Genomic DNA, 14,341 nt, shown 5'->3' with positions numbered 1-14,341 from the left:
CGAGGTCGAGCAGCAGGATCTGGAAGATCGCGCCGCCGAGCGTGGTGCTGACCGCCTTGCCGACCGTGTCGTCCTTGTGATCCGCCGGATCGACCGAATGGTGGATCTCCTTGGTCGCCTTCCAGACCAGGAACAGGCCGCCGGCGATCAGGATCAGGTCGCGCCAGGAGAAGGGCTGCCCGAAGGCGGTGAAGACCGGCGTCGTCATCGCCACGATGTAGGAGATGGTGGCGAGCAGCAGCAGCCGCATGATGAGCGCCGCGCCGATCCCGAGCCGCCGCGCCCTGACCCGGTGCTCGGGCGGCAGCTTGTTGGTCAGGATCGAGATGAAGATCAGGTTGTCGATGCCGAGCACCACCTCCATGGCGATCAGCGTGACCAGCGCCGCCCATCCCGCCGGGCTGGTCAGGAAGTCGAAGTGCGGCGCGATCGCGTCGAGGAAGGGCATCGGGGGGTCACTCCATGGCTAGCAGCGGATCCACCCGCCGACGACGGGCCAGCCTTCCGGTGGCACTACGGCAGGTTTGTGTCGCAGCGACAATCCCCTCCGCGCAGCCTGGGGCCATGCCGCCATATGGGCGAGGCCCGCGGCCTTGCGGAGGCGCCCGGCGCGGCGCGCGCAGCAATCGGCGGAAATCCGCCGATGGCCGGTCCGCGACGATGGTTCCCGCGCCTCGGCGCCCGGTCCATGCTCGCCCGGCACCGAGGTCGGAGAATCGCCGCATGCAGCAGGAGATCGAGGAGCGCCTGGCGCTGGCGCTGGCGCTGGTCGAGGAGGCCGGGCGGCTCGCGCTCGGCCACTTCCGCCGGCCGCTCGCGGTCGAGAACAAGCTCGGCCCCGGCGCCTTCGACCCGGTCACCGCCGCCGACCGCGGCGTCGAGGCGATGATCCGCGCCGGCCTCTCCCGCGCCTGGCCCGACAGCCCGATCCAGGGCGAGGAGGAGGGCTTCACCCCCGGCGCCAGCGAATGGTCCTGGATCATCGACCCGATCGACGGCACCCGCGCCTTCATCTCCGGCGTGCCGCAGTGGGGGATCCTGCTCGGCCTGCTCCACGCCGGGCGGCCGGTCGGCGGCATCATGCGCCAGCCCTACCTCGACGAGACCTTCCTCGCCGGCCCCTCCGGCGCCTGGCTGGTACATGCCGGATCGCGCCAGCCGCTCCGCGCCTCGGGCAGGACCGACCTCGCCGAGGCGATCCTCTACTCCACCCACCCGCGCCTCGGTCCGGCGGTGCAGGCCGGCTTCGACCGCGTCGCGGCGGCAGTGCGCATGACCCGCTTCGGCGGCGACTGCTACTCCTACTGCCTGCTCGCCCACGGCTTCATCGACCTCGTCATCGAGAGCTCGCTGCAGGCCTACGACATCGTCCCGCTCATCCCGATCATCGAGGGGGCGGGCGGCGTCGTCACCGGCCTCGACGGCCGCCCGCCGCTCGCCGGCGGAACGGTGATCGCCGCCGCGAGCCCGGCACTGCACGCCGCCGCCCTCGCGCTCATGCGCGCCGGCTGAGCCAGTTTCCGCGCCCCGCCCGGGGCAGGGGCGAAGAATCCGGGGAAACCGGCAGCTTGCGGCGGAAATGGATTGATTCGCCGGCAAGGGTGGTATCGTTTCGCATTATGCGTACCGTCCGAGCCACCGACGACCCGACGATCGAGCTTGCCGGCGAGCGGCGGCAGATCACCGCCTTCTTCTACGACATCGTCGGATCGACCGAGCTGCTCGTCGCGCGCGGGCCGGAGGAATACGCCGAGATCGTCAAGGACTTCCACGGCAAGGCCTCGCGCCTCATCCGCCAGCACGGCGGGCACGTCTACCAGGAGCTCGGCGACGGCGGCTGCGGCTTCTTCGGCTATCCGCGCCAGTCCGAGCATTCCGCCGAGCGCGCCGTGCGCGCCGCGCTCGCCCTCATCGAGCGTTTCGGCCGGGCGCGCGGCGGGCGGCTCGCCGGCCTGCAGCTGCGCATCGGCGTCGCGACCGGCATGATGGTCATCTCGGCCGACGGCCAGGATCTCCTCGGCACCGCCTCGGTCCTCGCCGCCCGCGCGCAGGCCGAGGCGGCGCCCAACTCGATCGTGGTCGAGGACACCGCCTACCGGCTGACGCGCGCGAGCTTCGACTACCGCCCGCTCGGCACGGCGCGGCTCAAGGGCTTCGCCGAGCCCGTCCGCCTCTGGCGGCCGCTCCGCCCGCGGGCGGTCGTCGACCGCTTCGCCGCCGTGCGCGGGGCCGGGGCGCCGCTGCAGGGCCGCGACAGCCAGCTCGCCGCGCTGCGCCGCGCCTGGGCGCAGGCGCGCGCCGGCACCGGGCAGGCGGTCTGGGTGGTGGGTGAAGCCGGCATCGGCAAGTCGCGCCTCGTCTCCGAGCTCCGGCGCGAGGCCGCCCGCGAGGGCCAGGGCGAGGAGCGGGTGATCCAGTGCCACGAGCGGCTGAGCCACCGGCCGCTGCACCCCTTCCTCACCTTCCTCGAGACGCTGGCCGGCCGCGAGGCGCTCTCCGAGCGCGACCCCGGCGCCCTCGGCACCCGGCTCGCCGCCCGCGGCATCCCGCTCGACGCCGGCGCGGCGCAGGTGCTCGCCTCCTTCGCCGCGGCGAAGACACCGCGGACCTCGGCCCACCTGCTGGCCACTGACCTCTCCGGCGCGCGCTACCGCGACGAGGTGATCGGGGCGGCGGTCGACCTCTTCCGCGCGCTCGCGCGCCCGGGCCCGCAGCTCTTCGTCTTCGAGGACGCCCACTGGGCCGACAGCATGACCGCCGAGCTGATCGACCGGCTCGGCGAGGCGGCGCACGCCCTGCCCGCCCTCGTCCTCGCCACCAGCCGCAGCGGCCAGCGGCAGGGCCCGTCCGGCGCGACGACCATCGCGCTCGCCGGCCTCAGCGGCCCGGCGATGGCCGATCTCGTCTCCTGCCTCTGGGAGGGGAAGGTCCCGCCGGGGCTGGCCGAGTTCGTGCGCGACAAGAGCGACGGCGTGCCGCTCTTCGGCGAGGAGCTCGCCGACTTCCTGCTGCGCCGGGCCGGCAGCGGCAGCACCGCCGCCGACTGGCGCGCGCTCCTGGTCGAGAACGGCATCACCACCCTCAACGACCTCCTCTCGGCGCGCCTCGCCGACGCCGGCGCGGCGCGGCGCATGGCGCAGGTCGCGAGCGTCATCGGCCGCGAGTTCGGCGTCGGGGTGATGGAGCGCGTGCTCGACCCCGGGCCCGATGCCGCGACGATCGAGGCCGACCTCGCCGAGCTCGTCAGCCACGGCATCCTCGAGGCGCGCGCCGCGGACGGCGAGACCAGCTACCGCTTCCGCCACGCGCTCTTGCAGGAGGCGGCCTACGGCAGCCTGCTCAGGACCGACTGCCGGCGGCTCCACCAGCGCATCGCCCGCCGGCTGGTCGCCGGCGAGTCGCTCGGGATGCCGAACGAGCTCGCCGCCTGGCACTGCGCCCAGGGCGGCTTCCCGCTCGACGCCGCCCGCTTCGCCATCGCGGCCGCCGAGGCCTCGGTCATCCGCTCGGCGATGCCCGAGGCCGACCACCTGCTCGAGACCGCCGAGGGGCAGCTCGCCGCCGTCGCCGGCGGGCCGCAGCGCACCGAGCTCCGCCTCGACGCCCTGCAGCTCCGCGGCGTCGTCGCCGCCGCGCTGACCGGCGAGGGCTCGCCCGAGACCCGCCGCATCTACGAGCGGGCGATGTCGATCTGCCGCCGGCAGAGCCAGGGCAGCCTCGCCGACCGCTTCGCCATCTCCTGGGGCTGGTGGTTCACCGCCCGCAACATCACCGTGCAGCGGGCGCGCGCCCGCACGCTGATCGACGACCTCGCGCGGGTGAACGACCCCGAGATCCGCCTGCAATCCTACCACTGCGCCTGGGCGACCAACTTCCACGCCGGCCAGCACCAGTTCTGCCTCGACTGCGTCGCCGAGGGGCTGGCGCTCTACGACGCCGAGCGCGCCCAGCGCAACCGCGCCATCTACGGCGGCCACGACGCGCGGGTCTGCGGCCTCGGCGAGCGGGCGCTCTCCCTCGCCTTCATGGGCGACGAGGCCGGCGCCGAGGCCGCCATCGCCGACAGCCTCGCCTGGGCCGAGGCGACCGAGCACGTCGGCAGCCTGGTGCACGCACTTTACTACGCCGTCGTCCTGCGCCGCTGCCAGGGCCGCGCCGCTGATGTCCTCGCCCTCACCGAGCGGATGCGCGCGGTCGCCGACACCCACGGCCTCGCCGCCAGCCGCGCCCGCGCCGACGTCTTCGCCGGCTGGGCCGCGGCGCTCTCGGGCGCGCTCGAGGACGGGATGCGCCGCTTCGAGGACGGCCTCGCGCTGCAGCAGCGCATCGGCACCGACGAGAACATGTCGATCCAGGCCGACATGCAGGCCGAGATCCTCGAGCGCGCCGGCCGCCCCGCCGCCGCGCTCGGGCTGGTCGAGACGGCGATCACCCAGGGGCTCAAGGGCGGCCAGCTCTTCTGGCTCCCCGAGCTCTACCGCCGCCGGGGACGGCTCCGCGCCGCCGCCGGCGCCGGCCCCGCCATCGTCCGCCGCGACCTCAAGCGCGCCCTCGACCTCGGCCAGAAGCAGGGCGCCGCCTGGCTCGCCGACCGGGCGCGCGCCGACCTCGGCGCCATCGGCCGCGGCGGCTGACCGGAAATCCGCGTGATTGCCACAATCCCGCCGGTTGACGAGAGGAGGCACCGCCCCCCCATCCCCGCCCGTGCGAAAGCACGGGCTGCGTCTGCCTGCCCCCCGGCAGGCGCGCCCGTGCTCATTGGAGAGGTCGGCAGGGCCAGGTCCGCCGCGGCCGCCCCATGCATATGATCCCGCCGGCCGCGCTCGCCGACCTTCTCGCCACACCAACCGCCGCTCCCCCGCCGATCGAGGCGACCGTCCGCCGGCTCTGGGCGCGGCGCGCGCGCTTCGGCATCACCCGCCTCGGCGCGCTCACCGGCCTCGACCGCGCGGGCGTGCCGGTCGCCCAGGTCATCCGCCCGCTCGCCCGCTCGAACGCCGTCACCCAGGGCAAGGGCGCCACCCTCCCCGAGGCCGCCATCGCCGCGCTGATGGAATCGCTCGAGACCTGGGCCGCCGAGCGCATCCCCCCCGAGCGGACCTGGCGCGCGCCCCCGGACGACACCGACCTCTGGGCCGACCTCTGCCGCCGCGCCCCCGACCCAGCCGCCTCCATCGCCTGGATCGAGGGCTGGGACCTCCTCGCCGCCCGCCCCCGCCCGGTGCCGCTCGCCCTCGTCGACACCGTCTACACCCTCCCCTCGCCGCACCCCGCCTGGCTGCCGCGCGACACCAGCGGCCTCGCCGCCGGGACCGACCTCCAGGGCGCGCTCCGCCATGCCTGCCTCGAACTCCTCGAGCGCGAGGCGCGCCACCGCGCCCTCGCCATGCCGCACTTCTTCGACCGCTTCCGCATCGCCGCCGCCAGCGTCGCCGGCGCCCGCTCCGCCCCGCTCCTCGACCGGCTGCGGCGGTCGCCGGCATCTGGCGCATCCCGACTCCGCACGGCCTGCCGGTCTACTGGTGCCACCTGATGCAGCGCGCCGCAGGCCCCGACCTCGCGCCCCTCCCCGCCGAGGGCTTCGGCTGCGACACCACCGAGGACGCCGCCCTCGCCCGCGCTCTCCTCGAGGCCGCCCAGGCCCGGCTCACCGCCATCGCCGGCGCGCGCGAGGACGTGACGGCCGACCTCTACCGCACCGGCCCCGAGGCCGAGCACCTCGCCGCCTGGCGCCGCCAGCTCGACACCGGCGGCACGCCCATGCCCGCCGACCCGCCGCCCCGCGATCTCGCCGGCATCGTCGCCGCCCTCGCCACCGCCGGCGCGCGGGCGGCGATCGCCGTGCCGCTCTTCGCCGACCCCGACATCCCGCTCGCCGTGGTGCGCCTCGTCGCGCCGCCCCTCCACACCAACCCGGAGGCCGCGCATGGCCGGTGACATCGCCGTCCTCCTCGGCCCCACCCTGCCGGTCGCCGAGGCCCGCACCCACCTCGACGCCCTCTACCTGCCGCCCGCCGAGCAGGGCAGCGTCTTCCGCGCCGTCCTCGACCACCGCCCGGCCGCCATCGCCATCGTCGACGGCGCCTTCGCCCAGCGCCCGGCGGTGCGCCACAAGGAAATCCTCTGGGCCATGTCCCAGGGCGTCGAGATGCACGGCGCCGCCAGCATGGGCGCGCTCCGCGCCGCCGAGCTCGCCCCCTGCGGCATGATCGGCCACGGGCTGATCTACCGCTGGTACCGCCGCATCCCCCTCGCCGACGACGAGGAGGTCGCCGTAGGGATGACCCCGCCCGAACTCGGATCGGCCCCCCTCGGTGAGGCGCTGGTCAACATGCGCCTGACCCTCCGCCGCGCCGCCCGCCGCGGCATCCTCGCCCCGCTCACCCGCGCGGCACTCGAGAGGCTCGCCCGGCAGCAGGGCTTCCTCGACCGCAGCTACCCCGCGACCATCGCCGCCGCACGCGCCGCCGGCATCGCCCCGGCCGAGATCGACGCCTTCGAGGAATGGCTCCCCGGCAACGCCGTCGACGCCAAGCGCGCCGACACCATCGCCCTCCTCCGCCACCTCGCCACCGCGCCCCGCACCCCGCTCCCACGGCTCCCGTTCGAGCTCACCGAGGCCTGGGCGGCCGATCTCGAGGCGGCGGGGCAGTGGGACGACTATCTCGCCTTCCCCGCGTAGGGTATACTCGCGCCGGGAACTGCCGGGCGATGCGAGGCTAGAACCTGCGCGGGGGGGCGGATGGCGTGACGAGAATGGAGCCGGTCCCGGCCTCTCCCGCTGCGGGCGGGGGAACGGATGGCGCGAGCCTCGGCACGCGCTTCCGCGTCTTCCCGCAGCCGCCCTACGTCCCCGGCTACGAGAAGCCGGAGGTCGTCTGGCTGAGCCTCCCGCCCGGCCGGATCACCGCCGGCCCCGCCGACCGCCGCATGTACGTGGCGAACCCGGTCGAGCCGAAGGTCCCCTACTTCTTCCCGGAGCTGCCGCCCTACGCCGGCCGGCTGCGCCCGCCGGCGGAGCCGGGACCGGACGGCCATTTCGACTATCTCGAGCCCGGCACCGACGGCTTCCTCGACGCCCACGTCTACGCCTGCGTGCGCCGTGTGCTCGACATCTGCGAGGGCTACGTCGGCCGCGAGATCCCCTGGTACTTCGAGCCCACCGTCGACCGGCTCGAGATCGTGCCGCGCATCCCGGAGTGGGACAACGCCCAGTCGGGCTTCGGCTACCTCGAGCTCGGCGAGAGCGACCGGGCCGACCGGCGCAGCTGCTACGGGCTGAACTTCGACGCCATCGCGCACGAGGTCGGCCACCTCGTGCTGCTCGGCGAGATCGGCCTGCCCGAGGACGGCGAGGGCGGCCCCGACTTCCTCGCCTACCACGAGGCGGTCGCCGACTTCCTCTCGCTGCTCGGGCTCCTCCACTTCGACACCGCGCTCGACCGCCTGCTGCGACGGACCCGCGGCAATCTCCTCCTCGAGAACGAGCTCGACCGCTTCGCCGAGACCAGCAACGAGCGGCAGATCCGCACCTTCAGCAACTCGCTGCGCCTCGGCGACGTGAGCCGCGAGGTGCACGACCGCTCGCGCCCGTTCGGCGGCGCCCTCTTCGACAGCCTCATCGAGGTGCACCAGGCGCTGCTCTACGACCGCGGCCTCTCCGACATCGACCCGCGCCGCTTCAGCGACCTGCGCCGGCAGATGGAGCCCTCGCTGATCGAGCGCGCCCTCGCGGACGACGCCGCCGCCTACGAGTTCCGCCATTTCGCCGTGAAGGCGGCGCTCGCCGAGGCGCGCGACATCGTCGGCGAGGCGCTGGTGCGCTCGTGGCCGCGGCTCGACCCCTACGATCTCGACTTCGCCACCGCCGCCGAGGCCTTCCTCGTGGCGGTCGACCGCGGCCGCGGCCGCCCCTTCGCGCCCCAGATCGAGGACTGCTTCGGCTGGCGCGGCATCTTCGAGCCGACCTGAAATGACCGAGGGAGAAAACGATGAGCGATGACGGCTGCAACATTCCGGCACCGGCCCAGACCGGCACCTACTTTCCGGACGAGATCATCCTCTACGGCGTGAAGCTCAACCGCCTGCACGACTATTCGAGCTTCTTCGGCGGGCGGGGCTACGAGCTGCGGGTGCAGCTCGTCGACACCGCGCCCATGTCGCACGACGACTATTCGATGGTGCTCGCCTACGGCTACGCCTTCGAGGGCCACTGCTACCGCTTCGACAAGGTGCGCGCCTTCGTCGTCACCGACGCGGCCGAAGAGGATCCGGTGGGCTGCGGCTTCGACCTCGAGCTGCGGCTGAACCAGCCCGGCACGCCGGTCTACCGCATGTGGCGCATCCACACCGTCACCCAGCTCCTCGAGGTGGCGACGACCTACGACACGGCGCAGGCGCTCGTGCTCGACGCCAACCTGCCCGGGCGCCGCTCGCCCAACACCTACTCGATCAACCTGCAGATGGCGCACCGCGGCGGACGCCTGACGCGCGAGTGAAACCCGGCCGCTGTGGCCACGACCGCTTCATGAGGGGGGCAGAATGAAAGTCTCCATCCGTTTCACCGAAGAAGTCCAGGACATCACCATCCGCGACCGCTACAACAACGACAACGTTCTGAAGGAGAACTTCAGCTCGCCCGCCTGGGAAGCCATCCCGCTCACGGTGACCGGAGACGGCGGCTCACCCCAGGCCGGCAGGCTGCAGATCACGGGCAGCGCGCGCGCGCGGGCAAGCGACCCCTGGAGGCCCCTCGACGAACTCCTCGACGTCGGGAGGGGCTTGAACGACTGGCCCGACGGCGACGTCGTGTCGCTGGTCCGCAAGCTCGTCGACGGTGCCCGGCCGGCGGAGGATAAAAGCGCCAACTGACGAGGAGGGCTGCGCCGTCCCCATCCCGCCCGTGCGAAAGCACGGGCCGCGCTTGACTGACCCGTCAGGCGAGCTTCGGCCCGATGCTCACCTCGAGCGGGGCGAGCCCCTCGATGGTGCCGACCAGCCTGTCGCCGGCGACGACCGGCCCGACGCCGTGCGGCGTGCCGGTCAGGATCACGTCGCCGGGCTGCAGCTCGAAATATTCCGACAGCCGGGCGATGATCTCGGGCAGCTTCCAGATCAGGAGGCCGATGTCGGACTCCTGCCGCGTCGCGCCGTTCACCGTCAGCCGGATCGCCCCCTTGGTGATATGGCCGACCTCCGAGACCGGGCTCAGCGCGCCGACCGGGAAGGAGTTGTCGAACGACTTGCCGATCTCCCAGGGCTTGCCCCCGCCCTGGATGTCCCGTCGCGTCATGTCGAGCCCGACGCCGTAGCCCCAGACGTGATCGAGCGCCGAGGCCTCCGGGATGCTCCGCCCGCCCTTGCCGATCGCCATGACCAGCTCGACCTCGTGGTGCAGGTTCCCGGTCATCGTCGGATAGGGGATGGTGCTGCCGCTCGCCACCACGGCGTCGGTCGGCTTCTGGAAGAAGATCGGCGGATCGCGGTCGACGCTGCCGCCCATCTCCTCGACGTGCGCCACGTAGTTGCGGCCGATGCAGTAGATCCGCCGCACCGGAAAGCGCTTGTCGCTGCCCGTCACCGCGATGGTGGTCCGCTCCGGCGCCGGAATCACCAGCCCGCCCTCGCGATCCGATCCGTCCATCATCTTCGTCCCTCCGATCTGGCCGGCTTCCGGGGGCCGGGTTGACCGCAGACCTAGCACGGATTCGAGAGGCGGCAACCGAAAAATGTATGATCCGTCCCGATCTGCATTTGACAGGGTATCCTCGTCCGATAGTGTATCCTTGCCCGCTGATCGCTGGCGACGACGGGGAAGGCCGGCCCCAGGCACCGGCCGGCACAAGATGGGAGGACACCAATGACATTCCGCTTTGCCAGGTCGATCCTGGCGGGTCTCGCGCTTGCCGCCCTTCCGGCCGCCGGCGCGCTGGCGCAGACGCCGGTCACGGTGGTGCTGCCCAACCCCTCGGCGCTCAACGTCTTCCCGCTGCACGTGGCGATCGGCGAGGGCTACTTCGCCGAGGAAGGGCTCGACGTCAGCGTCGAGGCCGTCAACGGCTCAGCCTCGGTGCTGCAGACGCTCGCCTCCGGCACCGGCCAGATCGGCCAGCCCGGCCCCGGCCCGGTGCTCGCGGCCCGCTCGCGCGGCGAGGACGTCGTCTTCCTCTACAACCTCTACCCCAAGACCGGCTTCGGCGTCGTCGTGCGCGAGGAATCCGCCGTCCAGACCCCCGCCGACCTCAAGGGCGCGACCATCGGCGTCGGCACCGCCGACGGCGCGGAGGTCGGCTTCACCCGCAACATCCTCACCGACGCCGGGCTGACCGAGGGCACCGACTACGAGTTCCTGACCGTCGGCGACGGCGGCACCGCGGCCGCGGCCTTCCTCAACGACGAGGTCGAGGCCTACGCCGCAGCCGCCGTCGACATGGTCATCATCGAGTCCCGCGGCATCCCGCTGCGCGAGATCACGCCCGACGAATACCTCGGCTACTTCGCCAACGGCTTCGCCGCCACCCGCGCCTACATCGACGCCAACCCCGAGGTCATCAAGGGCTTCGGCCGCGCCATCGTCCGCGGCTACAAGTTCGGCACGGACCCGGCCAACATCGACAAGGTGCTCGAGCATGCCGCCGCGGCCAACCCGCAGGAGGCCGAGGACCGCGACTTCGCGCTCGGCGTCTACGAGGCGGTCAGCCAGCGGATGACCTCGGTCGACCCCAGCCGGCCGCTCGGCTACCAGCCGCCCGAGGACTGGGAGAAGTGGCACGAGAGCGTCGTCGCGACCGGCACCATCCCGGCCCCGCTCGACGACCTCGAGGCCGCCTATACCAACGAGTTCGTCGAATACTGGAACCAGGACTGACGGTGGCGTCTCCCACCGGCCCGACAGGTACGCCCCCGACCGGCCGCGACGCGCGGCCGGTCTACGAGCTCCGCGGCGTGTCGAAGACCTACGGCCAGGGCCGCATCGAGGCCCTGAAGCCGGTCGACGTCACCCTGACCGAGGGCAGCTTCTCATCGGTCATCGGCCCCTCCGGCTGCGGCAAGTCGACGCTCCTCAAGATCATGGCCGGCGTCGTGCCGCCGACGAGCGGCCGGGTCGTCCTCGACGGCACGCCCGTCACCGGCCCGCGCCGCGACATCGGCATGATGTTCCAGCAGGCGACGCTCTTCCCCTGGCGCACCACGATCGAGAACATCGTCCTGCCCATCGAGATCCGCGACGGCCGCGCCGCCGCCCGCGCCGCCCACGCCGACGCCCGCGAGATCCTCGAGCTCGTCGGCCTCAAGGGCTTCGAGACGGTCTATTCGCACCAGCTCTCCGGCGGCATGGCCCAGCGCGCCGCCATCTGCCGCATGCTGATCACCCGCCCGCAGGTGCTGCTCCTCGACGAGCCCTTCAGCGCCCTCGACGAGATCAGCCGCGACTTCATGAACCTCGAGCTGCAGCGGATCTGCATGTCGCGCAGCGCCACCGCCCTCCTCATCACCCATTCGATCTCCGAGGCGGTCTTCCTCTCCGACCGGGTCCACGTCATGTCCTCCCGCCCAGGCAGCATCATCGCCGAGATCGACATCGACCTGCCGCGCCCGCGCACCACCGACATGATGGTCAGCCCCGCCTTCGGCGCCTACGTGCAGCAGATCCGATCCCTCCTCGACAAGGGAGCCTTCCAGTGAGCAGCACCGCCCCCGAGGGCGATACCGTCTGGACCGAGCACGTCTCGCTCATCGACCGCATCCCCCGCTCGGTCGCGATGGTCGGCCTCCTCGTCGCCGTCGTCGCGCTCTGGCAGTTCGTGCACAGCTTCGGCATCGTCTCGCCGATCATCCTGCCCTCGCCGGGCGAGACCTGGGCCGACATCCAGCTCGTCGCCCGCAACCTCCTCTCCGGCGGCTACATGCTGAAGGCGCTCTGGATCACCACCCAGGAGGTGCTGCTCGGCTTCCTCTTCGCCATGGCGATCGGCTTCAGCCTCGGCATCCTCGTCGGCGAGACCGCCTTCGGCGAGCGGGCGGTCCTGCCCTACCTCGTCGCCATCGACACCATGCCCAAGGTCGCCTTCGCGCCGCTCTTCCTCGCCTGGCTCGGCTTCGGCATCGCGTCGAAGGTCGCGCTCGCCGCCTTCATCGCCACCTTCCCCATCGTCGTCGGCACCGCGGCGGGACTGCACGCCCACGACGAGAACGCGCGCATGCTCTTCAAGACCATGGGGGCCAGCCGCTGGCAGACCCTCTTCAAGATGAAGCTGCCGACCGGCCTGCCGCACATCTTCACCGGCCTCAAGATCGCCGCCGTCGGCGTCATGGCCGGCGCCATCACCGCCGAGTTCCTCGGCGGCGGCAAGGGCTTCGGCGAGCTCATCCGCGTCGCGGCCTCGCAGCTGCAGACCCCGCGCGTCTTCTCGCTCATCCTCTACCTCAGCCTGCTCGGCTTCACCCTCTTCTGGGTCGTCGTCCTCGTCGAGCGCCGGCTCGTCTTCTGGCACCGCTCGACCATCTCGGAAACGGCAGGCCTGGCATGAAGGGCCCGGCGCGCTCCGCCGCCGCCGGCGGCGACGACTTCGCGCGTGCCGGCGGCAAGGCCACGGCGGCGACCCTCGTCTACCGCCGGCTCAAGGGCGACCTCCTCCGCGGCGCCCTCGCGCCGGGCGAGCGGCTCCAGGTCGAGCAGATCGCGCTCCGCTACGGCGCCGGCACCAACCCGGTGCGCGAGGCGATGAACCGCCTCGCCGCCGAGCGCATGGTCGATCACGAGGACCAGCGCGGCTTCTCGGTGCCGGTCCTCTCGATCGAGCAGTTCCGCGACATCGTGAAGGCGCGCTGCTGGCTCGAGGGGCGGGCGCTCGTCGAATCGGTCCGCAACCGCACCGAGGCCTGGGAGGACGGCATCGTCCTCGCGCTGCACCGCCTGCTGCGCACCCCCTTCCTCTTCGGCACCGACGCGCAGGACGCCGACGACAACCGCGAGTGGGAGGTCCGCCACCGCCAGTTCCACCGCGCGCTGATCTCCAACTGCGGCTCGGAGTGGCTGCTGCGCTTCTGCGAGGAGCTGATGGACCAGGCGGAACGCTACCGCTACATCTCCGACTCCAACACCTACCCGCGGCGGAACTCCGAGGAGGAGCACCGCCGGATCTCCGACGCGGCGCTGCGCGGCGACGCCGAGGCCGCCGCCGAGCATCTCGTCGCGCAGTACCAGCTCACCCTCGAGCTCTACGAGGCGAAGGTCCGCGCCGCCGGCCCGGCCGGCGACGAGGGCCGGCACTGATGGGCACGCTCGGCCTCGCCTCCTTCCTCTGGCTCGCCGGGGCGCTCGCCGCCGGCGGCGCCGTCACCGGCGTCCTCGCCGGCCTCTTCGGCGTCGGCGGCGGGGCGATCACCGTGCCCGTCCTCTTCGAGGTCTTCCGCCTGCTCGGCACCGAGCCCGAGATCGCCATGCCGCTCGCGGTCGGCAGCTCGCTCGCGATCATCATCCCGACCTCGATCCGCTCGGCGCTCGGCCACTACCGCAAGGGCGCCGTCGACCCCTCGGTCCTGCGCGCCTGGGCGCTGCCGATCCTGATCGGCGTCAGCATGGGCGCCGTCATCGCCCGCACCGCCGGCCCCGCGGTCTTCCAGGGCGTCTTCGTCGCCGTCGGGCTGCTGACGACCAGCAAGCTCCTCTTCGGCCGCGACCGCTGGCGCGTCGCCACCGAGATGCCGAGGGGCCTCGCGCTGCGCGCCTGGGGCTGGCTCGTCGGGCTCGCCTCGGCGCTGATGGGCATCGGCGGCGGCGCCATCTCGACGATGATCCTGACGCTGCACGGCCGCCCGATCCACCAGGCGGTCGCCACCTCGGCCGGCGTCGGCGTCCTCATCTCGATCCCCGGCACGATCGGCTACATGATCTCCGGCTGGGGCCGCCCCGGCCTTCCGCCCGACGCCATAGGCTTCGTCTCGCTGCTCGGCGTCGCCCTCATCGTGCCGATGACGCTCCTCACCACCCAGATCGGCGTCAACCTCGCCCACGCCATGCCGCGCCGCCGCCTCGAGATCCTGTTCGGCCTCTTCCTCCTCACCGTCTGCGCCCGCTTCCTCTTCGCCATGGTCCGCGGCGGATAGCCGCCCGCGGCCGCCGGCGCGACCGCTCATCGGTCCTGCCGCGCGCGCCCGCGCGGCCTCGCGTTAACCTCCGGTCACGGCCGCAATTCGTATGGCCGCTTTCCAGCCTCCTTCCAGCCGCATTCCAGCCCGCCCAAGCCGCTGTTAACACGAACGGAATTCCCCTCGAGACCGATTCGACCCGCCGGCCTACTCGGGCAGCGCCTCGATCACCACCACGGCCATCGCCCAG

Annotated in this window: 15 protein-coding genes; 13 read left to right on the top strand and 2 right to left on the bottom strand. The window is 72.8% G+C overall.

The window, feature by feature from the left end; all coding sequences use genetic code 11:
• The coding region (locus tag Q0112_RS11900; protein ID WP_297975606.1) for a TerC family protein at positions 1–448 on the bottom strand (448 nt) is incomplete at its 3' end.
• Positions 449–723: 275 nt separating this feature from the next.
• Between Q0112_RS11900 and Q0112_RS11895 the strand changes: the two genes are divergently transcribed.
• From Q0112_RS11895 to Q0112_RS11860, 8 genes are all read left to right on the top strand, one after another.
• Entirely contained in the window at positions 724–1,512 is a 789-nt protein-coding gene (locus Q0112_RS11895; RefSeq protein WP_297975605.1) for an inositol monophosphatase family protein, read from the top strand.
• A 107-nt stretch (positions 1,513–1,619) separates the two neighbouring features.
• Complete coding sequence (locus Q0112_RS11890; protein ID WP_297975603.1) at positions 1,620–4,634, top strand: AAA family ATPase; 3,015 nt, start codon at positions 1,620–1,622, stop codon at positions 4,632–4,634.
• Positions 4,635–4,798: 164 nt separating this feature from the next.
• On the top strand, positions 4,799–5,533 hold the full coding sequence (locus Q0112_RS11885) for a YcaO-like family protein (RefSeq protein WP_297975601.1): 735 nt from the start codon (positions 4,799–4,801) through the stop codon (positions 5,531–5,533).
• The gene (locus tag Q0112_RS11880; protein ID WP_297975599.1) at positions 5,533–5,937 is read left to right on the top strand and encodes a YcaO-like family protein; all 405 of its coding nucleotides are present in this window, start codon (positions 5,533–5,535) and stop codon (positions 5,935–5,937) included. Before Q0112_RS11885 ends, Q0112_RS11880 begins: the two co-directional genes overlap by 1 nt.
• Positions 5,927–6,682, top strand: a complete 756-nt coding sequence (locus Q0112_RS11875; protein WP_297975597.1) for a TfuA-like protein — start codon at positions 5,927–5,929, stop codon at positions 6,680–6,682. Before Q0112_RS11880 ends, Q0112_RS11875 begins: the two co-directional genes overlap by 11 nt.
• 65 nt (positions 6,683–6,747) lie before the next feature.
• A complete protein-coding gene (locus tag Q0112_RS11870; protein WP_297975595.1) occupies positions 6,748–7,971 on the top strand; it encodes a hypothetical protein in 1,224 nt (407 codons plus the stop codon).
• Between the two features lie 20 nt (positions 7,972–7,991).
• Positions 7,992–8,498 carry a hypothetical protein gene (locus tag Q0112_RS11865; RefSeq protein ID WP_297975593.1) on the top strand — a complete coding sequence of 169 codons (507 nt, stop codon included), beginning with the start codon at positions 7,992–7,994 and terminating at the stop codon, positions 8,496–8,498.
• A gap of 43 nt (positions 8,499–8,541) precedes the next feature.
• A complete protein-coding gene (locus Q0112_RS11860; protein ID WP_297975591.1) occupies positions 8,542–8,871 on the top strand; it encodes a hypothetical protein in 330 nt (109 codons plus the stop codon).
• A 64-nt stretch (positions 8,872–8,935) separates the two neighbouring features.
• Here Q0112_RS11860 and Q0112_RS11855 read toward each other — a convergent pair whose 3' ends face one another.
• Complete coding sequence (locus Q0112_RS11855) at positions 8,936–9,646, bottom strand: fumarylacetoacetate hydrolase family protein (RefSeq protein WP_297975589.1); 711 nt, start codon at positions 9,644–9,646, stop codon at positions 8,936–8,938.
• A 213-nt stretch (positions 9,647–9,859) separates the two neighbouring features.
• On the opposite strand from Q0112_RS11855, the gene Q0112_RS11850 reads away from it, so the two are divergent.
• From Q0112_RS11850 to Q0112_RS11830, 5 genes are read left to right on the top strand one after another with little or no spacing between them, the layout of a single operon-like run.
• A complete protein-coding gene (locus Q0112_RS11850; RefSeq protein WP_297975587.1) occupies positions 9,860–10,867 on the top strand; it encodes an ABC transporter substrate-binding protein in 1,008 nt (335 codons plus the stop codon).
• Positions 10,868–10,869: 2 nt separating this feature from the next.
• The gene (locus Q0112_RS11845; RefSeq protein WP_297975585.1) at positions 10,870–11,685 is read left to right on the top strand and encodes an ABC transporter ATP-binding protein; all 816 of its coding nucleotides are present in this window, start codon (positions 10,870–10,872) and stop codon (positions 11,683–11,685) included.
• Positions 11,682–12,530, top strand: coding sequence for an ABC transporter permease (locus tag Q0112_RS11840; RefSeq protein WP_297975584.1), 849 nt, complete (start codon positions 11,682–11,684; stop codon positions 12,528–12,530). Before Q0112_RS11845 ends, Q0112_RS11840 begins: the two co-directional genes overlap by 4 nt.
• Positions 12,527–13,276, top strand: a complete 750-nt coding sequence (locus Q0112_RS11835) for a GntR family transcriptional regulator (RefSeq protein ID WP_297975583.1) — start codon at positions 12,527–12,529, stop codon at positions 13,274–13,276. The genes Q0112_RS11840 and Q0112_RS11835 overlap by 4 nt, the downstream gene beginning before the upstream one ends.
• Positions 13,276–14,109: a sulfite exporter TauE/SafE family protein gene (locus tag Q0112_RS11830; protein ID WP_297975582.1), complete on the top strand. Its 834-nt coding sequence runs from the start codon at positions 13,276–13,278 to the stop codon at positions 14,107–14,109. The genes Q0112_RS11835 and Q0112_RS11830 overlap by 1 nt, the downstream gene beginning before the upstream one ends.
• Positions 14,110–14,341: the final 232 nt, after the last annotated feature.

The organism is uncultured Amaricoccus sp., assembly GCF_937858865.1.
In the GTDB taxonomy this organism is placed as follows: Bacteria; Pseudomonadota; Alphaproteobacteria; order Rhodobacterales; family Rhodobacteraceae; genus Amaricoccus.
The sequence above is the reverse complement of the archived record's forward strand: the minus strand, read 5'-3'. Positions and strand labels throughout refer to the sequence as shown.